Annotated in this window: 17 protein-coding genes and 1 pseudogene; 6 read left to right on the top strand and 12 right to left on the bottom strand. The window is 37.0% G+C overall.

Annotated features, from left to right (window positions below; translation table 11 throughout):
* Positions 1 to 119 precede the first annotated feature (119 nt).
* From EG342_RS01065 to rpmB, 4 genes are all read right to left on the bottom strand, one after another.
* Positions 120 to 1,076, bottom strand: a complete 957-nt coding sequence (locus tag EG342_RS01065) for an MBL fold metallo-hydrolase (RefSeq protein ID WP_103292118.1) — start codon at positions 1,074 to 1,076, stop codon at positions 120 to 122.
* A gap of 75 nt (positions 1,077 to 1,151) precedes the next feature.
* Complete coding sequence (locus tag EG342_RS01060) at positions 1,152 to 1,304, bottom strand: DUF4295 domain-containing protein (protein ID WP_073175385.1); 153 nt, start codon at positions 1,302 to 1,304, stop codon at positions 1,152 to 1,154.
* A 19-nt stretch (positions 1,305 to 1,323) separates the two neighbouring features.
* Positions 1,324 to 1,506: a 50S ribosomal protein L33 gene (rpmG, locus tag EG342_RS01055; RefSeq protein ID WP_027373683.1), complete on the bottom strand. Its 183-nt coding sequence runs from the start codon at positions 1,504 to 1,506 to the stop codon at positions 1,324 to 1,326.
* A gap of 6 nt (positions 1,507 to 1,512) precedes the next feature.
* The gene (gene rpmB / locus EG342_RS01050) at positions 1,513 to 1,755 is read right to left on the bottom strand and encodes a 50S ribosomal protein L28 (protein ID WP_002976757.1); all 243 of its coding nucleotides are present in this window, start codon (positions 1,753 to 1,755) and stop codon (positions 1,513 to 1,515) included.
* A 241-nt stretch (positions 1,756 to 1,996) separates the two neighbouring features.
* Here rpmB and EG342_RS01045 point away from each other — a divergent pair, with 241 nt between their 5' ends.
* Complete coding sequence (locus EG342_RS01045) at positions 1,997 to 3,706, top strand: T9SS type A sorting domain-containing protein (RefSeq protein ID WP_246008709.1); 1,710 nt, start codon at positions 1,997 to 1,999, stop codon at positions 3,704 to 3,706.
* Positions 3,707 to 3,926: 220 nt separating this feature from the next.
* Here EG342_RS01045 and lnt read toward each other — a convergent pair whose 3' ends face one another.
* Entirely contained in the window at positions 3,927 to 5,561 is a 1,635-nt protein-coding gene (gene lnt, locus EG342_RS01040; protein ID WP_103292119.1) for an apolipoprotein N-acyltransferase, read from the bottom strand.
* Positions 5,562 to 5,616: 55 nt separating this feature from the next.
* Here lnt and EG342_RS01035 point away from each other — a divergent pair, with 55 nt between their 5' ends.
* Positions 5,617 to 6,030 (top strand): VanZ family protein, encoded by a 414-nt coding sequence (locus EG342_RS01035; protein WP_103292120.1) that lies wholly within the window; start codon positions 5,617 to 5,619, stop codon positions 6,028 to 6,030.
* On the opposite strand, the gene proC is transcribed toward EG342_RS01035, so the two are convergent.
* The 4 genes from proC to EG342_RS01015 form a co-directional block, all read right to left on the bottom strand.
* Positions 6,020 to 6,823 carry a pyrroline-5-carboxylate reductase gene (proC, locus tag EG342_RS01030; RefSeq protein ID WP_103292121.1) on the bottom strand — a complete coding sequence of 268 codons (804 nt, stop codon included), beginning with the start codon at positions 6,821 to 6,823 and terminating at the stop codon, positions 6,020 to 6,022. The genes EG342_RS01035 and proC overlap by 11 nt on opposite strands.
* A 1,058-nt stretch (positions 6,824 to 7,881) precedes the next feature.
* The gene (murB, locus tag EG342_RS01025; protein ID WP_103292122.1) at positions 7,882 to 8,895 is read right to left on the bottom strand and encodes a UDP-N-acetylmuramate dehydrogenase; all 1,014 of its coding nucleotides are present in this window, start codon (positions 8,893 to 8,895) and stop codon (positions 7,882 to 7,884) included.
* Between the two features lie 3 nt (positions 8,896 to 8,898).
* Entirely contained in the window at positions 8,899 to 9,387 is a 489-nt protein-coding gene (locus EG342_RS01020; RefSeq protein ID WP_246008708.1) for a hypothetical protein, read from the bottom strand.
* Positions 9,388 to 9,394: 7 nt separating this feature from the next.
* Positions 9,395 to 10,600: a pyridoxal phosphate-dependent aminotransferase gene (locus EG342_RS01015; protein ID WP_103292124.1), complete on the bottom strand. Its 1,206-nt coding sequence runs from the start codon at positions 10,598 to 10,600 to the stop codon at positions 9,395 to 9,397.
* A gap of 225 nt (positions 10,601 to 10,825) precedes the next feature.
* Between EG342_RS01015 and EG342_RS01010 the strand changes: the two genes are divergently transcribed.
* From EG342_RS01010 to EG342_RS00995, 4 genes are all read left to right on the top strand, one after another.
* Positions 10,826 to 12,619, top strand: coding sequence for a T9SS type A sorting domain-containing protein (locus tag EG342_RS01010; RefSeq protein WP_103292125.1), 1,794 nt, complete (start codon positions 10,826 to 10,828; stop codon positions 12,617 to 12,619).
* 143 nt (positions 12,620 to 12,762) lie between these two features.
* Positions 12,763 to 13,947, top strand: coding sequence for a hypothetical protein (locus tag EG342_RS01005; RefSeq protein WP_103292126.1), 1,185 nt, complete (start codon positions 12,763 to 12,765; stop codon positions 13,945 to 13,947).
* Positions 13,948 to 13,962: 15 nt separating this feature from the next.
* A complete protein-coding gene (locus EG342_RS01000) occupies positions 13,963 to 15,384 on the top strand; it encodes a hypothetical protein (protein WP_103292127.1) in 1,422 nt (473 codons plus the stop codon).
* A 24-nt stretch (positions 15,385 to 15,408) separates the two neighbouring features.
* Positions 15,409 to 15,864: a DUF1801 domain-containing protein gene (locus tag EG342_RS00995; RefSeq protein WP_103292128.1), complete on the top strand. Its 456-nt coding sequence runs from the start codon at positions 15,409 to 15,411 to the stop codon at positions 15,862 to 15,864.
* 194 nt (positions 15,865 to 16,058) lie between these two features.
* Here the strand turns inward: EG342_RS00995 and EG342_RS00990 are convergent, their stop codons facing one another.
* From EG342_RS00990 to EG342_RS00980, 3 genes and pseudogenes are all read right to left on the bottom strand, one after another.
* Positions 16,059 to 17,348 carry a TolC family protein gene (locus EG342_RS00990; RefSeq protein ID WP_246008707.1) on the bottom strand — a complete coding sequence of 430 codons (1,290 nt, stop codon included), beginning with the start codon at positions 17,346 to 17,348 and terminating at the stop codon, positions 16,059 to 16,061.
* Positions 17,317 to 20,432, bottom strand: a pseudogene (locus EG342_RS00985) (efflux RND transporter permease subunit). The gene EG342_RS00990 and the pseudogene EG342_RS00985 overlap by 32 nt, the downstream one beginning before the upstream one ends.
* Positions 20,433 to 20,512: 80 nt before the next feature.
* Entirely contained in the window at positions 20,513 to 21,616 is a 1,104-nt protein-coding gene (locus tag EG342_RS00980; RefSeq protein WP_103292130.1) for an efflux RND transporter periplasmic adaptor subunit, read from the bottom strand.
* Between the last annotated feature and the right edge of the window lie 162 nt (positions 21,617 to 21,778).

Raw genomic sequence — 21,778 nt, 5'->3', positions numbered from 1 at the left:
AAAGATGAGTGTTTTTTTTTCATTATAGATAAAATGTGGACTTGTTTTTCAAAAAAAGGCCTGTTTTGTATGGATTTATGCTTCCTTTTTTAGCTTATTTTCATTTACCTAGTTGCATGTTATAATTCTACCTGATCTCCAAGTCTTGCGATGGCAAATCCATTAGCCAAAACAGTTTTAGTTTGTTTACTATCGGGAATCAGGAGTTTATTGGTATGATTAAAATGGATAAAGTGAATTTTCTTTTTGTCCTGAGGTGCTAAGCCTTTAAACAACTCCATGCTTTCTACAACAAAGGGATGTGGGATTTCAGAGATGTTTCTGAATCCTACTTCCTCGGCATCATAAAATGTAGCATCTAAAAATGCATAATCTACACTTTTGATAAGATCTGCAATATTATGTTTCCAGGTACTCCACTTATCAATATCCGGGATGAAGAGGGCTTTTTTATTAGGTCCTTTAATAATATATCCTACTGTTTCTGAATATTCATCGCGGTGAGGAACCTGTATGGGAGTTACGTTGAGATGAGTACTAAGCTGTACCGGTACTTCATTCTGTATTTCCTGGATTGCTATATTATTCAATGTGACCAATTGTGACCAGGGTCCATTATTTTCAAGATATTTCTTAAGTCGTGGCATCGCATAAACCGGGACATTTTTGGAGTTCATCGCTTCTCTTCCTAAAAACATCAATCCTGTGTAATGGCCAATATGGGCATGGGTGATAAAGATTCCATCGGGTGCTGTTTTATTTAAAGTAGCGGACTGTTCTTGTAACAGCTGAACTTGTTGTGTGAAATCCGGACTGATATCAAAAATATAGTTTTTCTGAAAATCATGATCTATAATTCCTAAGGAAGTTATTTTTCGATCTTGCTTGGGGTTCTTCCAAAGGGAAGCACAGCATTCTTTCTTGCAGCCTGCCTGTGGTGAGCCTGCATCCTGTACATTTCCCAGCACAATAAGGGTTACACCTTTATTTTTTATTTTCTCCCCAGCATTTGCATTTGAGTGAGAAGTCTGACCAAAGAAGGGAAGGCTTATAAGCAGAAAGACGAGTGATTTCATTTGAATATTTTTAGTAATAGCAAAAAAACTACTCAAAAATATGAGTAGTTTTTTATATTGTCAATAAAGTATTGATTATTTTTTTAAATAACCGTCTACTTCGTCTGCATTCATTACTTTTTCTTCGAAAACGTAAGCTCCTGATTTAGAAGACTTAATCATTTTCACAACTTTAGTCATTTTTTTTGACTGACCGCTTTGTAGGGTTGCTACTACTTTCTTTGCCATTGTAAATTATATTTATAAATTACTTGATTTCTTTATGAAGGGTAGATCTCTTAAGAACAGGATTGTATTTTTTCAATTCCAATCTTTCTGTAGTGTTCTTTTTATTTTTTGTAGAAATGTATCTAGACATTCCTGGCATACCACTTTCTTTGTGCTCTGTACATTCAAGGATTACTTGAACTCTATTTCCTTTTTTTGCCATGATTTATTAATTCTTTTTAATCAATCCGTTTCTAGTAGCTCTTTCAATAGCTTCTTCGATTCCAATCTTGTTAATCACTCTCAATCCATGAGCTGATACTTTCAGTGTAACGTGCTTATCTTGCTCCGGAAGGTAAAACTTCTTCTCTAATAAGTTAATTTCAAAACGACGCTTCGTTTTGTTATTAGCGTGAGAAACGTTGTTACCAACCATTGCACGCTTTCCTGTTATTTGGCAAATTCTTGACATATCTCGATGTTCTTATTTGTATAATATTTGAGAGTGCAAAATAACGAAGAATTTTTTAGATAGACAAATCTTTTACAAAATATTTGCAAATAAGTGATTGATTAATAATATTGAATTTTAAAATAGCCGAATTTCCAGAATGTCCCAGAAAATCAGGGCTGATATATTTCATACAGGCATTTTTTTAAGCTGAGAATTTAAAATCCTATCTTTGTTTTTAATTAATCTAAATAAAAATAGAGTGAAGAGAATTTATATTTTATTGTCTATACTTCCCGTTGCTATAACAGCTCAAAATTTCACGGAGATCCAAACCGGAATGAATAATTTCTATTATTCAGCGGCTGATATTGCGGATATAAATAATGACGGAAAGCTTGATATTGTGCTGAATGGAGCCATAGATTCTGATGGAGATGGAAATGTAGATACCACGTACAATGAAGTGTATAAAAATAACGGAACCACATTTTCTCCCTATGCAGGTCTTGATGGAGGAACACACCTGGGAGACATCAAATTCATCGATTATAATAATGACGGATTAATGGATATTATTTCTACCGGACTGAGTTATATGGATGTTGTAAATTACAAACACTATCGCTTTAAAAATACCGGGACAAATTTTGTATTGGAGGAAGAATTCCCAGGGAAAATCTACGGTTCTATGGAGGTTTTTGATTTTAACCATGACGGAAAACCGGATTATGCCATCAATGGGACTCAGTATCTTGACGGTCTTGGATTCAGGAATACCCTTGATTTTTATCAAAATACAGGGACAGGTTTCACAATCACTGAAAACTGGATAGACGGGACTCAAAACGGAAGCTTTAAAATGGTAGATCTAAATAATGACCACCTGCTGGATCTGGTTATCATAGGGTCAGATGTGAATACTGTACCGGTATCCCGGGTCTATATGAATCAGGGAGGAACATTGGTGCATACACAAGATCTTGAGCCTGTGGCAGGAGGTAAAATTGATTTTGCAGATTTTAATGCTGATGGGTTTCAGGATATTGTAATCATCGGGAAGGATGAAAATGACAACGGATATTTTGCTGTTTTAATGAATGACGGAACAGGAGTGCTTACACCACAGCTTCTTAGTATGCCAGATATTTCCGATGCGTCGGTTAGTCTTGGTGATTTAAATAATGACGGATATTACGACTTCATAGTTTCCGGAAATGAAAATTACAATGCTTTTGTAAAAACATACCTATATAACCCGAATACTCAGCAGTTTGCCGAAGAAACACCAACAGGTTTACATGGTCTGGGCGGTCCGGGAGTAGTACAATTATTTGATTTCAATAATGATAATCACCTGGATGTTTTATTGGGAGGATTCGACTGGGCAGCATCAGATTTGCCTTCATTGACAAAGGTTTTTAAAAATATTTCTGTTAAGACCAATGCAAAACCGACAGCACCTACTCAGTTGAATATGACAAAAAATGGAAACCGTTTTAATTTTACATGGAGTGGAGCATCTGATGATACAACACCGCTGAATGTGCTACGTTACGAAATTAAGGTAGGATCAACGCCGGGAGCTCAGGATATTGCCAGATATATGGTCACTACACCATCCTGGTTTCTTGATCTTGACCCGTCTATTCAGAATGTATATTGGAGTGTAAGATCAATTGATGCCTCAAAAGTGTATTCTGATCCTTCTGCTGAAAGTACATTGGGAACAAAGGAAATAAATACCGGTAAAAATCAATTGGCGATCTATCCCAACCCTGTATCGGATAAAGTATATATTAAAGGTGAAAAAGTTTCTGAAGCTGAACTCTATTCAATGGATGGAAAGAAGTTGAATATTACTTTAAATAGTGATCAGTCTATCGGAGTTTCACACTTACCCAAAGGAATATATTTATTAAAACTGAAGATAAAAAACGTAATAACCACGAAGAAACTTACGATTAAGTAATTGAATCATTCTATCTTCTATGTATGAGAAAAGCCAGACGTCCAGCTGGCTTTTCTTTGTTTATACTCATTATTTTAAGTCATAATAATTGAATTGTACAGAATAAAAAAGCCTGCGTTATCAGCAAAATCTGTGAGAAAATAGTAATCTCACAAATCCGGCTGATAACGCAGGTATTTATGGTGATGCATGTGGAATTAGTGCAATTTGTGGTTGAAAATTACGCTTTCTTTGTTTTTGATTTAAACCTTTCAATCAGATAATAAAACAATAAAAATCCTAACGCAAATATTGAAAATCTTGAAAGAAGATCTCCGGCTCTCGTATAGAATGTCATGGTATCATACAGGTTTACTTTAGCAAATAAAGCCGTTTGATCTCCGTAAAAAGTATCCGCTTCTACTTCACCTTTGGCATTGATATGAGCAGAAATACCACTATTAGCTGCGCGGGCAATTTCTCGTCTGGTTTCAATCGCTCTCAATCTTGCATAGGATAAAAGCTGTTTGTGTCCTTCTGTTACGCCCCACCATGAGTCGTTCGTCATAATACCCAGGAAGTTGGCTCCTTTTTTTACATAATCCGTGACAAATTCTCCATAAATGCTTTCATAACAGATGATCGGAGCTATTTTTCCTTTGTTATAAGGGTTTGAAAAGGCAACTCTTTCCTTATCTGTACTCAAAGAGGCTACTGTTCCACCTAAATTCAGCATAGCATCCCCCAAAAGAGGTTTTAAAACACTCATGTAAGGAAAGATTTCAACACCCGGAACCAGTTTTCCTTTGTGATAGACCTGTACTTTCTGATTCGGTGTAAGTTGAATAGCAGTGTTATAACTGGCTACCCAAACTCCCTGATTGATCTGATATGCTTCTTTGGGCATTGTTGAAGAATCAAAGTATAAATGATGTGATGAAATTCCGGTTGCAAAAACAGATCCCGGATGTTTGGATAAAAATCCTTTAATATTATTTAAAAGTAAACTCTTTTCGAAACCGGTTTCAGAGATAGAACCTCTTCCCGGAAGGGCCGTTTCGGGAGCAATATAGTAATCAATCTTAACAGTGGAATTCTTTTCAGCAAGTGCTAAAAGATCATTCTCAATAGTCAAGCTGTCTTTGGAGTATTTTTCGGCATATGGGTCAAGATCCGGCTGAAGCATCAGAACGTTAACCTGTCCTGATGGTTTTTCATTAAAATTATTGTATTTGACCAACGAAATAATCATTGGAACTGCAATCAGTCCCAGAACAATAGAAGAGTTCCTGATCAGATTTTTTCTTTTTCTCCCGGCCTCAAACGTTCTGAGGGTATAGAATATTAAAACGTTGATTAATAAAATCCAGAAGCTTCCCCCGGTTGCTCCTAAGGTATCATACCATTGAATCAGCTTTGGATATTCTGAAAATACATTTCCTAAATTCAGCCACGGCCATGTCAGTTCCCATCCCAGATGAAACTTTTCAAAACTCATCCAGATAGCTATTAAAAAGCCTAATCCCCAATAGGTTCCCTGTGCATTTTTATACCAATGGTAACACTGGAAAACCAAAGAATATAAAAGAGAATTAACCAGAACCGGAAATATTACAGCCATCATAGAATGACTTCCATCCGGATTCTTTGAGCCGTACAACCAGCCTGTAGTCACAATATTCCAGATGACAAAACAGAGATAGGAAAGTCCAAAAACCATCCAGCTTTTTCTTTTATAATCAGAAAATTTTGAAATTCCATGTTCCATCATCAGAAGAGGAACGAGGGCGAAAAATATAAAAAACGGAACTCCATAAGTTGGCCATGAAACCGACAGCAGCATTGCTGAAATAAGTGTAAGTAGAACGTATTTCATTAAATTATTTTAATATACAAATTTAATGTTTTTGAAATGAATATCTTAGCTCTTGATGTTAAAGAAAATTTATAAAATTATCATTATTCCTTACACCTTATTTTTGCTGTACCTGATGTTTCTGGGGATGGGCAGGTTCCAGTATGAAGATAATTTAATTACCGTTGAACCTGTTTTTTCCACGATAAAATTTATTCAGGGTACTCATGAATGGAAAAATATAGTGATGATTGTTCTGGGAAATGTTATCATGTTTATTCCGTTTGGATTTTTAGGCTGGGTTTTTCCTAAGTTCAAAAATCTTAAAACCTTACTTTTTACTTTTATTTCAGCGATCGTCATTGTGGAAGCGCTTCAATATTTTACCCGAATGGGAATATTTGAGGTAGACGATATCCTCCTGAATACTTTTGGAGTGTATTTGGGTTGGCTGCTGTGTAAAGGGGTTGAAAAAAGGTTTAGTTATTAAGTTCTTTAGCTCGTTTTTCGGCGTTGAGAATTCCCAGTTTTAAAATATCTTTAAAACTGTTTTCTTCAAATGTCTTTAACGCAGCTTCTGTTGTACCACCTTTTGATGCTACATCTTTAATTAATTCTTCGAGGCTTTTGTCGGAATTGTTAATCAAATGGTATGCACCCAGCATCGTTTGTTTTACAAAAAGTTTAGATAAATTTTCTTCAATTCCCATTTCCATTCCTGCCTTAATCATCGCATCAATGATGTAATAAAAGTAAGCCGGGCCGCTTCCTGATAGTGCGGTGACTCCATCTAAAAGTTCTTCGTTTTCTAAATATACAGATCGTCCCGTACTGTTCAGTAATCTTTCAATGTTGATTAACTGGCTGAAAGAAATACCATCTGCAGCGGTATAACCGGTGATTCCCATTCCAAGAAGGGTAGGAGAGTTAGGCATTGCTCTTACGACCAAAGGGTGGTGTAACGATTTTTGAATTTTTTCAATGTTGATCCCGGCCATAATGGATAATACCATTTGGTTTTCTTTTAGTTTAAAATGAATATTTTGAGCAACCGTTTGAAAATCCTGAGGTTTTACGGCAATGATAATCAGATCGGCATCGAGTTCTCTGACTTCTTCAAAGGTTGAAATTTTTGATTTGGGAAACTCTTCGGCTATTTTGGGAATTTTTGATTCGCTTCGTATAATCAGATGAAGGTTTTCCGGTTTGATCAATTCGTATTTTAAAAATGATTTTGAAAAGGAAAGTCCCATATTGCCGGCTCCAAGGATCGCTATTTTCATATTGTGCTTATATTTTTAGCTAAAATAATGATTTTATGGATAAAGCGGAAGTTGTGTGCGTTTTGTTGGTGAACGCAAAGACGCAATTAATATTTATTATGCTGCTTTAAGGCGCAAGAAAACCAAGGGTTTTCAGCAAGTGTTGTGTGTTACGACTTTTACCACGAATTATTTTATTGCAATCTGCGTTATTTGCAAAATCTGCGTGAAATAAAAATTATCGGTATTCTTGAATTTTATCGGAGATAAAATCTTTGCGCCTTACAACAGAATTATAAGTTGAAATTTCGCGTCTTTGCGCTTTTCCAACAGATAAATACCTTATTATGCACAATAAAAAAGGTGAATTTAACATTGAATTGCTTTTGTGTTTTGTTGGAAAAGCGCAAAGGCGCAATTAATATTTATTATGTTGCTTTAAGGTGCAAGAAAACCAAGGGTTTTCAGCAGGTATTGTACACTGTAGCTTTTTTATAACGAATTATTTTATAAGTGAATTTTTGAGACTGAAAAGGGTTTCTCGCAGATTACGGAGATAACGCAGATCTTTCTTCATGGTATCTGCGCTATCTGCAAAATCAGCGTGAGATGAAAATTATTTGTATTCTTGAATTTTATCGGCGATAAAATCTTTGCGCCGTACAACAAAATTGTAGGTTGAAATTTTGCGTCCTTGCACTTTTCCAACACCTAAATACTTGATTATGCACAATAAAAAAGATGAATTTAACATTGAATTGCTATTGTGTTTTGTTGGAAAAGCGCAAAGGCGCAATTAATATTTATTATGCTACTTTAAGGCGCAAGAAAACCAAGGGTTTTCAGCAAGTGTTGTGTGTTACGAATTTTACCACGAATTATTTTATTGCAATCTGCATTATTTGCAAAATCTGCGTGAAATAAAAATTATCGGTATTCTTGAATTTTATCGGAGATAAAATCTTTGCGCCTTACAACAGAATTGTAGGTTGAAATTTTGCGTCCTTGCGCTTTTTCAACAGATAAAGCCCGTAAGAATAAAAAAGACTGCATTCAATATTGAATCAGTCTTGTATTTTTTAAATGATATTTACTTCCCGTTCCAGTTCTATTCCGAACTTTTCTTTCACGGAGTTGATGATTTCCGTGGAAAAATCAAAAATTTCTTTTCCGGTTGCATTTCCTGTGGCATTAATGATAACCAATGATTGTAGTTTATGAGAAGCAACATTTCCGATTTGTTTTCCTTTCCATCCACATTGTTCAATCAGCCATCCGGCAGGAACTTTTACCACGGCTCCATTTGGATAGCCCTGAATGTTTTCAAATTTTTGTTTTAAACTTTCAAACTGTGCCAGAGGAATAGTCGGATTCTTAAAAAAGCTTCCTGCATTTCCGATTTCTTTAGGATCCGGTAATTTGCTCTGTCTGATATTGATCACTGCCCTGGAAACATCTTGAATGGTGGGATTTTTAATTCCCATATTTTCCAGTTCGGTTGTTATCGCTCCGTAGTCTGTTTTGATAAGATGGTCTTTTTGGGTCAGTTTAAAAGTGACTTCCAGAATGACATATTTCCCTTTCCCTTCTTGTTTAAAAATAGAATCTCTATAACCAAACCTGCACTGTTCAAGATTAAATGTTTTGATCTCAAGACTTTCTATATCTAATACCTTACAGTTTACAAAGAGATCTTTAATTTCAGTTCCGTACGCTCCGATATTTTGCATAGGAGATGTTCCTACATTTCCAGGAATTAAAGAGAGATTTTCCAGTCCGCCATAATTTTTCTGAAGACAATACATCACGAATTCATGCCAGTTTTCTCCAGCTTTTGCCGTTACAAGGACCTCATTTTCATTAATAATTTCTTCGGAAATACCTGTAAAGTGTAATTTAACTGCAAGACCTCCAAAGTCTTTTGTCAGTAAAATATTACTTCCTCCCCCCAGGAATAAGACCGGAAGGATATGGAGATTTGAAAAGTTAATAGCGTCCTTTAATTCTTCAATAGTATTAACTTCAGTGAAATATTTAGCTTTGGCATCAACGCCAAATGTATTGTAAGGTCGTAAGGAAAAATTTTCTTGCATGTTTTATTTGTATTCTTTGGGAAGAATGTTGTCTAATCGTTCTTTAAACTGTTGAAATTGCTTGTAATGGGTGGGATCTGCAAAAGAATTGACGTAGATATGAGCTTTTTTTGGAGTGCGTATCTGAAATGTTTCATCAATTCCGTCCACCGATTGCTGGCTCGGAGAACTTTTTATATGATCAAGATCTTTAACATTAATGGAAGATATAAGAAACTTCCAGATATCCGAATTGATGGATGAAGCCCATTCCTGATGAGTCGTATTGGCTGTAGCTCCCTTTTCTGCAAACACAGAATCTTTTGTGACTTTAATAATCTTATATTCACCCAAAGTTCCGCCGATATGAGAAACACTGATAAAGGTTATTTCATTCGGATTTTTAGAAACAGCGGGTTGTGGGGTCTTTTTTGTATCACAAGAAAAAGATGCCGACAGCAAAAGAATCGAAAACAGAATTTTCAGATGGATATTTTTTGTTGTCGGCATCATATATAATTTACAGGCTAAATTCTTCTCTGTACTTTTTTAAAGCTTCTTTCAGAATTTCAGCACTTCTTTTTAAATCATCTTCTTTTAATACGTAAGCAATTCTGACTTGTTTTTTTCCTAGTTCAGGATCGCTGTAGAATCCTCCTGCAGGAGCAACCATAATGGTTTCATTATTCAATGAATATTTTTCAAGCAACCATTGTGCAAATTTCTCAGTGTCATCTACCGGAAGTTCAGCAACACAGTAGAAGGCACCTTTTGGCTTAGGGCAGATTACTCCAGGAATAGCATTCAAAAGATCTACTAAGATATTTCTTCTGTGGGTATATTCTTCTCTTACAGCTCTGATATAAGGGCCGTCATTCTGGTGAGCTGCTGTTGCTGCGATTTGTCCCAAAAGAACCGGGCTCAGTCTTGCCTGTGCAAAAAGCATTGCTGCATTACGGATTTTGCTGGAACGGGTTACCATACATCCGATTCTTACTCCACACATAGAATAACGCTTGGATTCTGAGTCGATAATGATACAGTTTTCTGCCAGTTCCGGGAAGTCAAGCATTGATACTTGTTGCTTTCCGTCATATACATATTCTCTGTATACTTCGTCTGAGATGATAACGATATCGTATTTTAAAGCAATTTCTGCAAGCTTCTGAAGTTCTTCACGAGTGTAAAGATATCCTGTAGGGTTACCTGGATTACAGATGATGATCGCTCTTGTTTTTTCTGTGATTTTCTTTTCAAATTCCTCAACAGGAGGTAAGGCGAAACCTGTATCAATGGTAGAGGGAACTGCAACTACATTCACATCAAATGTGCTGGTGAAACCATTGTAGTTGGCATAATAAGGTTCAGGAATAATGACTTCATCTCCTTCGTCACATAATGTGGAAATCGCAAAGTTAAGTGCTTCGGAACCTCCGTTGGTTACCATGAAGTTATCAGGGGTCAAATCTGAAAAACCTAATGAATGATAATATTCAGTAAGGGCTTTTCTGTATTCAATATTCCCTTCAGAAAGCGCATATTCCAATACTTTTAAATCAATATTTTTTAAAGCATTTAAAGCTGTTTCCGGAGTTTCAATATCAGGCTGCCCGATATTAAGGTGATATACTTTTATTCCTTTCTGTTTTGCTTGTAATGCAAAAGGAACCAGTTTTCTTACCGGCGATGGCGGCATATGCAGTGCTCTGTTTGAAATATTCGGCATTGTTTAAAAATTTGTATGACAAAAATAAGATTTAATTTCTCAATAATAAAATTAAGAGACAAGAAGAAGTGTTTCATTGTTTTACAGAAGCCCTTTGTTAAACGGAAAATTCCTTTATGTTGAATGTCGATATTATGGTTGAATTTATTTTTAAGCTAATTATTTGTTATTAATAATCGTTTTATATTAATATTTTTCTTAATTTTCAAAACAAATGTGAATAATATGACAATAAATTTATTTTCTAGAGTACTACCTGTTATTGCTCTTTTTTCCGCATCTGCGATGATGGCTCAAAATTTTCAAACAATGCCGGTTCAGTCAGGATATACGGCAGATGTTATTGCTAATGGTATCGGTTCTTCTTTGAATTCCACTACAGTGGATGTAGACGGCGTTTCCTATAATTTTGTAGCAAGAGATTTTCAGCTTACGGCCGCAAGCACTCCTCTTACTTACGGTATTCCAACGAATGGGACGATTAATTCAGCTGTGGCTTCAACGCCAGGATTGACTTTTCAACTTGGAGATTTAAGTGGAAATAATTCCTTAAGAATTGCCACCAACACAGCAGGCAGCAATACGGGAACTATGGTATTTACAACTCCTGTGGCCGCTTTTAAACTGTATATGCTTTCCACGAGTGGGAGCGGATCTTCTACCGTAGACATCACCGTCAATTTTACGGATAATACTTCTCAGGTTTTTACCGCTCAAAGTATTACAGACTGGTATGGAGGAACCAATTTTGCTATTCAGGGAATAGGAAGAATTCTGAGAAATACGGATGTACTGGAAGCCAATAGTACCAACCCAAGACTGTATCAAACTGTTTTAAATATTGATGCGGCGAATCAGACTAAACCCATTCAAAGTGTTACGATAACAAAAACCAATAGTTCGGGTGTTGCCAATATATTTGCTTTCTCTGCAGATACCTACACAACTTGTGTTGCTCCAACCTTACAACCTGTATCCAATCTTACTTCCAACTCAGCTCAGGCTTCGTGGACGGTTCCTTCAGGCACCCAGGCGGCAAGCCATGATATCTATTACAGCACAAGTTCTACCGTCCCTAACAGTGGTACTACACCAAATTATCAGGGAGTGACAGGAACTTCTTATACGATAGGAAGTCTGGCATCAAGTACAACTTATTATTATTGGGTGAGAACAAATTGCAGTACCGGAACCAGCCAAAGTGCGTGGTCTTTCGCGGGATCATTTACAACATTGTGTGGTGCTATGGTGCCTGCATATACCAATAATTTCACCAGCTATCCGGGAACTTGCTGGGTGACTGCTCTTTCCGGTGGAACACCGGCAACAGGGCCTTCTGCAACTACATCATATTGGACACAGCGTAATTTTTTAAATACAGGCTCCAACGCATCAGCATCAATGAATGTGTATAGTGCCAACAGAACAGGCTGGCTTAAAACAGTACCGTTTGACCTTTCGGCGGGAGGGTATAGAGTGAAATTTAATTACGGGGTAACGACATATTCAGGAACAGCTGCTACCACGATGGGTTCTGATGATATTGTTAACTTCCTGGTTTCAGATGATGGAGGTACAACATGGACAATACTGGAAACATGGAATGCCAGTAAGACTCCTTCCAATACCTCTAACGTCTATTCTTATGATTTAGGAAATACGAGCCCGAATACTGTGTTTGCCTTTTACGGAACTTCAGGTGCCGTAAATGATTCTGCAGATTATAATTTCTACGTTGATGATTTTACAGTTGAAACTGCTCAACTTAGTACTTCGGAAGTGAAAAAGACAATTAGTAAAGTGAGTGTTCATCCTAATCCTTTTAAAGATATTTTATATTTGTCTGATACGAAGGATATAAAAAGAGTAACGGTAGGGGATGCTACAGGAAGAATTGTAAAGTCTGTTGAAGGTTCTGTAAAAGAACTTGATCTGAGTGCAATGAATACCGGATTGTATTTTGTAACCCTTTACTTTAAAGACGGTTCACAGTCTACAGTAAAAGCAATTAAAAAATAATTGTAAAGAAAAATAATTGTGAAGACAGTCATAGAATATGTGGCTGTCTTTTTTGTGAGAAATAAGAAAATGTATGATTTAATAACCTATTAAATTCGATGTTAATAAAATTATTATACATTTGCCCGAAAACTATAAAACCTATGAATAGACTGAAACTTTTTTTAATAACTCCAATATTCTGTATCCAATTTTCTAATGCTCAGCGAATTGATAAAGAGATTATTAGCTTCCAACTTTTAAAAGAGCCTGTTTTTGCTACAGAACTTGCTAGCAGGAACTATAAGATCACCGTACAGTCGCCCTATAATATTACAAAAGATGATGTTTTAAGGCAATCAAAAGAAGATTACCAGAGACAGGTAGATAATTATCAGACCAATGTAGAATCTGCCAAACTGGAACATACGGAAAGATTAAAAGATTACGATGCTGAAGTAAAAAAATTACAGGAAAAATATAAACTGGAATCTGCAGAATACAGCAAATTATCTGCAGTTGAAAAAATTGCAGCGACAAATGGAGCTCCGGTGTTAAGAATACCTTCAAGACCTGTTTTGAATATTCCTCCCGTACCGGTTTACAGACAACCCGACTTAAAAGATGCTTTGATCGTTGATAATAAGATCCTGGCTTCCCAGATGGATATCCTTGGTTTTTCTAAAGGTGGAAATTATCTGGATGTTACCATTGAAATGGAAAGAACCAATTTTCAGGATAATCAGGGAAAAACTTTTGCCAATCAGCCTACAAGAATTATCGGAAAGCAAAACGGAACTATAAAACTGGATAAAACATATTTTTCAGATTTTGCAGAAGTGGCAAGTGTTCCGACCAATGAAATCAACCTGAATGCTCAGGAAAAAAGATTTTTGCAAAGAACGATGGATCGTACGAGAAATATTCTTAATGATAATTTTGGATACCAGACCATCAATTCTACAGTAACGCTGGCAAGTGTAAAGAATAAAGGAGAATATGATGACCTGGAAAAGGCATACATCTATGTCACTACCAATTTGAAAAAACTTCAGGCAAAATCCGATTATGCACCGAATAAAGTCGCTATGGAAAATATGCAGAAGGGAATTGATATCTGGAAGAATTCTCTGACAAAGGTAAATTACCAGGATAAAAAAGCCGTTTATAACCAAAAGATCGGTGAGTATCTTTATTTTAACCTGATCAGATTACAGGTTGCTTTGGGTAATTATCAGGAAGCTGAAAAATACTTAAATGAACTACAGGAGCATTTGGTAGACATTAAATTATCCTACGATGCAAATCTTGAATTAAAAAGATTAGAAGAAAAAATCTATAATAACTAATAACTTAAAAATAACATGATTAAACAAATTATTGCTTCGGCATTAATTACAGCTTCTGTGTATTCTTTTGCACAAACAAAAGTGACGGAAGGAACAAAGTTCACTGTTGATGCCAACCTTGAAACCAATGATAAACTGGTGCTGGCAGATGATTACAATTCTTATATGTTCAGCGCAATCAATATAGACGGATTAATGAGAAACGTTTTTCCTCACAAAAAATTATTGATGAGAAAACTGGATCAGAATGGAAGTCTTGTGGATACCTACGTTAAAGATTATGCCAACAAAACAAACGGCGTACTTCACAACTATCTGGGGTCACAGCAGATTGATGATGATAAATTTGTAGCTTTTACAGAAGAATATTTTGGAAAAGAAAACAGAAAGGAAGTTTTCCAGCATGTGTTCAGTAAAAAAGATGGAACTTTTATCACAAAAAGTATTGCCAAATACAGCATTGAATCCACTAATAAATCAGGAACAACCTATGTTCTTTTTTCAGAAAACGGAAAATATGCTGCTGTTTTTAATGACAGATATTCCAACAAAAAAACGGATAATATCAATGATGTTCTGGTATTGGATCTGAGAACCCTTTCGCCAGTTTGGAACAAGGAAATTACCCTGAGTAATGATTATGTTGAAAAGTCTTTAACATTAACGAACTCCGGAAAGATCGTATTGCTGCGTAAGGCTGCCGGTTGGAAGGAAGCTTATAAACTGGAACTGGTTTCCAATAATGAAGATAAAGATCTTCCATTTGATGATAAATATATTCCTGAAAAGCTATATTCAATCAGTAAAAACGATAATGATTATCTGATTAGTTTTGGTAGAAAGAAGGCTGCCGTGACGATTGGAGCAAGCACTTTCGGGACTGTAATGTTCTATGATCTGAAATCAGGAAAAGCGGTCATCAGCAATACCAATCTTGGTGGTGATAAAGATATGAATGATGTGAAAGTGATCAAAACCATTATCAAAGGAGATGATATTTTGATGGCTATTCAGCAGGAAACTGTTACAAGACCATTACCCACAACGATGAATCGTTTTCCGGATCCTGTCTATAAACTGGAAGCAGGAATGCTGATGAAGTTTAATAAAGAAGGTGATGTGACGCAATTCGTTGCAACCGGAGCTTCCACGGGGAAAAGAATTCATGTAACCGAGGCAGGAAATAATCTTTATATTTCTACATTCTATCCTAAAGGTGCGTTTGGAAATACAGGATTTTCTATGAAGGTTTTTGATTTTGGCACTTTGAAATCTCAGGAAGTGAACCTCACTTATAAAGGGAGAAACTTTTTCCAAAACTTCGGATTTGCTGATGGTAATATGATTCAATATGTTCCGAATGTAAATAAAATGTTGTTCCTTGAAAAAAACGGGAAGGAAGTGCAGATGTTCAGTGTATACAATTTTATAAAATAATTGTATTTTAGATAAAAATAAAATATGCAGATTCAGGCAGTTACCATAGAAGATTACATTTCGAAAATTCCTGAAGAAAGACAGGAATCTTTTAAAAAACTTTTTGATACGATCAATGATAATCTGCCAAAAGGTTTTGAAGAAAATACCAGTTATGGAATGATAGGTTGGGCTGTTCCGTTAACAACTTATCCTGCAGGCTATCATTGTACTCCCGGTACTGCGTTGCCGTTTATTAATCTTGCCTCGCAGAAAAATTTTATAGCATTATACCATATGGGGTTATACTCAAGACCGGAACTTCTGGATTGGTTTGTGACAGAATATCCAAAACACTCGAAGAAAAAACTAGATATGGGTAAATCCTGCGTCCGGTTTAAAAAAACAGAAGATATTCCGTTTGAATTAATCGCCGAATTGAGTACTAAAATGACCGTTGATGACTGGATCAATATTTACGAATCTAACTATAAGAAATAAAAAAAGCCCTGAAATCATAGAGATTTCGGGGCTTTTTTGAATGAGGGCTAAGGTGGAAGCAAGAAGCTGGAAGTACTATTTGTGTTTATTGACTCCTTATCGTCTTTTAGAGAAGATTTTTTTAATTTAAAAAGGTTAATTAATTGGAGTCTTACTTATCGCCTGATTTTAAAAACTTTCTTTTTCCAGCTATTCTAAAACTCAATGTCCCAGATTCCTGTCCTGCGTTCCAGTTCAATCAAAGCAGCTGCATTATCTGCAAGTGCCTGGTAATAGTCTTTTCTTACATCATTATAAGTTCTTTGAGCATTCAGGACTTCGAGGATCGAGCTTTCTCCTCTTTTGTAACTGTAGGTGATTCCTTCCAATATACTTTTAGCTTCAGCAAGCATTCCGTTATGAAATTGCTTGACCTGTTTTTGAGTAGCCATATACTGTTGATAAGCCTGCATCACTTCAGCTCTTATTCCCTGTTCGATCTGTTGATACTCAACTTCTGCCTGTGAATGAGCCATTTCTGCTATTTTCAATCCTGCATTTCTCCTGTTGGAAAATTTTAATGGAATACTAAGACCTACCTTTACAGCATTTACTGTTGGGGAGGGAGCAATTTCATTCGTTGCTTCGGTATGTCGTTCAGCACCGGCACTCAGTCCCAGATCGATCATACGATTGGCTTTTTCAAGGTTGATCTGGCTTTTGGCGACTTGTGTATTTTGTTTGGCTGCCATTAAATCGGCTCTTTCATTCAATGCCTGCAGCATCAGGTCATCAATACTGAAATCTCTGTTGAATGCATTAAAATCACCATCAACATCTCTGCCTGTTATTTTGTTGTCACTTAGAAATACTGAGAGATTGGTTAATGCTTGTTGCTCGGCACTTTCAGCCTGATATACCTCATTCAGCAAGGATGCTGCTTCCAGTTTGCTTTGCTTTGATGTGACCAGTGATATGGTTCCTAAACGGTATCGGATACTGTCGGATTTTGCCAATTGCAGCATATTCTTGTAAGAATCCTGTTGCACCTCAAGTTGAGCCTTGGATTTTAAGGCATCAATATATCCTAAGCTCGCATCTGCTCTAAGGTTTCTAAAAAAGTCCTGCAGTTGTATTTTACTTAGCTCCGACTGGTTTTTCGCAAGATTTATCCGGGCTTTTCTTTTTCCTCCTAATTCCAGAGTCCATCCGATGGAGGAACCATAGACATAGCCCATGTTTTTATTCACACCGTTATTGGTGGTTTCTACTTCCAGTTGAGGATCAGGAAACATACCTGCAGTTTGAATAGCCGCTTCAGCCATACTTACGTTGTATTTCTGTGATGCATAGCCGAGATTTTTCTTTCCGACAAGGCTCAGGTATTCTTCAAATCGTAAAAGCTCTTTATCCTGCGCTTTTACCATTCCTGTCATACTCAGTACAGTGACTAATATGATGACAAAATGAATTTTAATCTTCATAGGTAGGAGTAAGTGCTTCATCTGATTCCAAATTTTGTTTTTTATTGCCACGTTCAGCCATAAAATAAATAGCAGGCAGAACGAAGAGTGTTAAAATAGTAGAGAACATCAGTCCGTAAACGATAACTGTTGCCAGTGGACGCTGTACATCTGAGCCAATTCCTGTTGCCAGCGATGCAGGGAATAAACCGATCACGGCAACGGTGGCTGTCATCAGTACCGGCCTGAAACGATCGTGAGCTCCTTTTATCACAGCATGTTTCAAGTCATGTCCTTTCTTACGCAGGTCGTTGATATGAGAAATCATAATCACACCATTCTGAATAGCAACTCCAAACAGAGCAATGAAGCCAACAGCCGAAGATACGTTAAGAGACATACCCCGGATATTGAGTGCCAGCATTCCACCAAATAATGCCAATGGAACAATAGACATCAGTACCAAAGCCTGCTTAAAGTCTCCAAATGCACCATACAATAACAGAAACATGATGGCCAATGCCAAAGGAACGATAAATGCCAATCTGGAATAAGCCCTGTTTTGGTTTTCGAACTGACCGCCCCATTTGATCGTATATTTCTCATGATCATATTTTATATCTTTCTCAATTTTATCCTGAGCTTTTTTCAGGAAAGATGAAAGATCGGTGCCTCTGAGGTTGAGTTTTACCGTGAGATGGCGTTTATTCATTTCTCTGGTAATAGTGCTTTCTCCGGTACTCAGTTTTACTTCTGCCACCTGGGATAAAGGAATTTTGGCTCCTGTTGCTGAGGTAAGCATGAGGTTTCCGATTTTGTCGGGAGTGTCTCGACTGTCTTCAGTGTAACGGCAGGAGATATCATAAACTTTGTTACCGATAAAAATCTGAGAAATGGCTTTTCCGCCCAGAGCGACTTCAATAAGGTCCGCCACATCAGCAACATTCAATCCGTACTGGGCAATTTTATCCCTGTCAGCAATAATCTGTAGCTGAGGTAATGGGGGTTCCTGGTCAATGGCAAGATCGGCAGAACCTGGAATTTTGTTCAATGTAGAAAGTATATTTTCGGCAATTCTTCTGGTTTCTTTGAAGTCTTCACCATATACTTTTACGACCAGCTCACTGTGGGCTCCGGAAATTTTATCCATTACCCCGTCGATCATCGGTTGCGAAAATCCGACGGTGAATCCCGGCATATCTTTATAATCAACAGCGAGCTCTTTAATTAAATCTGCTTTGGTTTTTCCTGAAGGCCATTCGCTGTACGGTTTTATTCCGACGGAAACTTCGAAGTGAGAGGCTGTCCATGGGTCGGTTCCATCATCATTTCGGCCGGCCTGAACCATCATATAAGTGATTTCAGAATGTTTTAAGGTTCTTGCCCGTAAAGTATCACTCATCTCTTTCGCTTTTGCCAGAGAAATACCCGGCGGAAGCTGTACTTGTAGCCAGATGGAGCCTTCATCAAGCTCAGGAAGGAAATCTTTTCCTACCGAATAGGATAAAATTCCTGCAGATAATAAAACGATACTTACCGGCAGAATAACTTTTTTAGGAGCCTGCATGATTTTCTCTATTCTTTTTCCATAGGCATTACTTATTTTTTCCAGCCATTTGTTATGATATATTTTTTGTGGTTTACGGTAGATCACATAAGCCAGACCGGGAATAAGCAGCAATGCAACGGCAAGTGCTCCCAGTAAAGCATAACCTACAGTGAATGCCATTGGGGTAAATAATTTTTCTCAACTCTTTCGAAAGCAAACAATGGAAGATAGGCCGTGATAATAATGATCGTGGAAAAGAAGATTGGTTTGGCAACTTCAACAACCCTTTTGGTAATGCTTTTTTCCTCCAGAGCTTCTTCAGGATTATCTTCTCTTTTTTTAAGAATCGTTTCCAGCATTACAATGGCCCCGTCTACAATAATTCCGAAGTCAATAGCACCAAGAGAAAGAAGGTTAGCGGGAATATTCGTAAAATGCATCAGGATAAACGCAAACAATAAAGAGAGCGGAATGGTGATTGCCACTAATAAAGCTCCCCGCCAACTGCCCAGAAAAACAATCAATACGATAATGACCAGCACGATTCCTTCGGTAAGCGTGTGAGAAACTGTAGTAAGAGTTGTTTTTACAAGATCTGTTCTATCCAGAAAAGGATGAATCTTTACTCCGGCAGGAAGTGTTTCATTATTTAATTCTTCAATGGCTTCGTGAACGCCTTCCAGAACCTGAGAAGGATTTTGCCCTCTTAATAAAAGTACGATCCCTTCAACGCTTTCGGAATAATTGCGTTTTCTGTCGGTATAGCCCAGAATTCCTTTTCTTTCAAGGTTTCCATATTTTAATGTTCCTACATCATTCAGAAATACAGGAACTCCGTTTTCGGTTTTTACCACGATTTTACCGAGGTCATTCAATTCTTTTACAAGACCTATTCCACGGATAACATAAGCGAGATTTCCCCGGGGAAGCATACTACCTCCGGCGCTGACATTATTTTTAGAAATAGTTTCTGTGACCTCAGATAATGAAAGTCCATATTGTTCAAGTTTGTGAGGATCCAGCTCGATCTGAAACTGTGTGGTAATTCCTCCGAAGTTGGTGACATCGGCAACCCCTGAAACCTGTTTGATACGGGGAATGATGACAAATTTTTGTAAATCTGTCAATTCACGCAGGCTGTGGTTATTACTTTCGATAATATAACGGTATACTTCGCCGATGGGAGATGTTAGTGGATCCAGCCCCGGTTGTGCCCCGTAAGGAAGAGTTACATCAGATAACCTTTCCTGTATACGTTGTCTCGCCCAATAATCATCAACACCATCATCAAAAACCATTGTGATAATAGAAAGTCCAAAAGTACTTTTGCTACGCATCACATGCATCCCCGGAAGACCATTCAATGAACGTTCTAATGGAATAGTAATTTGTTGCTCCACTTCTTCAGCAGCAAGCCCCGGAACCTGGGTGACCACCTGTGAGGTGACATCAGCGATATCAGGATATGCTTCTACTGATAATTTTGTCCAGGAATAATAGCCAAAGAAACCGAGTAATAGAAAGAGGGCGAGCATCAGCCATCTTTTCTGTATAGAGATTGTAAGTAATTGCTTCATAGTTCTCAAGTTTTGTATAAAGTTTTTAGAAGAAACAGAGGTTCTGTCGGTTCTTTATACATTTTTTAATATCGTTTACATTATTTAGCATCAAGCATATAGATTCCACCTTCTGTCATAATTGTTTCTCCTACCTTTAATCCCGAGGTAATTCTTACTGTTTTCTGATCTGTTTCTCCGGTCGTAACCGAACGTTTGGTAAATTGATTTTTCCCGGTTTTTACCCATACATATTGTGAACTGTCCTGTTGCATTAATGCGGTGACAGGAATCATAATTGTTCTTGTAGGAGTGGTGGAGAAATTAACCGTGGCGTACATCCCCGGTTTTAATTTTCTGTCCGGATTATCGCATTCAATAAGGACTTTTATACTTCGGGTGTTTTCATCCACGATTTCATTAATATGATATACTTTTCCGGTAATATTCCGATCAGGATAAGCACTTACCTTAACGGAAACATGATCTCCCGTATTTACAAACCGGATGTCTTTTTCTTTTACATCCCCGGAAATCCAAACCTTGGACAATTCTGCGATGATCATAACCGGATCAGCATCTCCTTTCAAATATTGACCGTTAACTATTTTGTTGGAAATAATTTCCCCGCTGATCGGTGCTCTTACAATAAGTGGTCTTCCGATACCACCTCCTTTGCTGTTGTATACTTTCAGAGCTGAAGAGGCGTTGGAGAGGGATGTCTTTTTATTCTTAAAATCCGTTTCTGCTTCATCCAGCTCTTTCTGAATTCCCACTCCATGCTTTACCAGATCTTGCTGACGTTTGTAGTTTTTCTCGGCAAGCTGTACATCGTTTAAAGCATCAGTATAATCTTTCTGAACTGAAAAATAATCGGAAGAAAGAATTTCAAAAAGAGGGCTGCCTGCCGAAATATTCTGCCCCAACTGAATGAAAGATTTAGTGATCCTTCCCGAAAAAGGACTTGCAATTTCGGCATAATGATTAGGAATAGCCTGAATCGTTCCTGCGGATACTACACCGTCACTATGTTCCTGTTCAGCTACGGTTTCGGTTTTTATTTTTTTGAAAACAGGATTGTTTTCAGGAACAATGACGTCATTGCCTTTGATCAGGAGGTCGTGATCCTGAGGGGTTTCGTTTTTGGAGTTTTTACAAGAGGTAACCAATGCCAGAAGGATCATTGTTAATACTGTTTTTCTCATATAAGATGTTTATAATCACTAATTTAATTTTTCTATAGTATTTCAATTTAAAGTGATATTTTTTATGAAATATCTATAATCATAGTTCTTTATTGTTGCAAAAGTATTTTCATCCTTTGTAATAGTCTGTTAGAGAACCTTTAAAAAGCTATTAGAAAACTG

Origin of the sequence: Chryseobacterium lactis, from assembly GCF_003815875.1 — a bacterium.
GTDB lineage: Bacteria > Bacteroidota > Bacteroidia > Flavobacteriales > Weeksellaceae > Chryseobacterium > Chryseobacterium lactis.
Note: the sequence above shows the minus strand (reverse complement) of the source record. Positions and strands in the feature narration are given on the sequence as shown.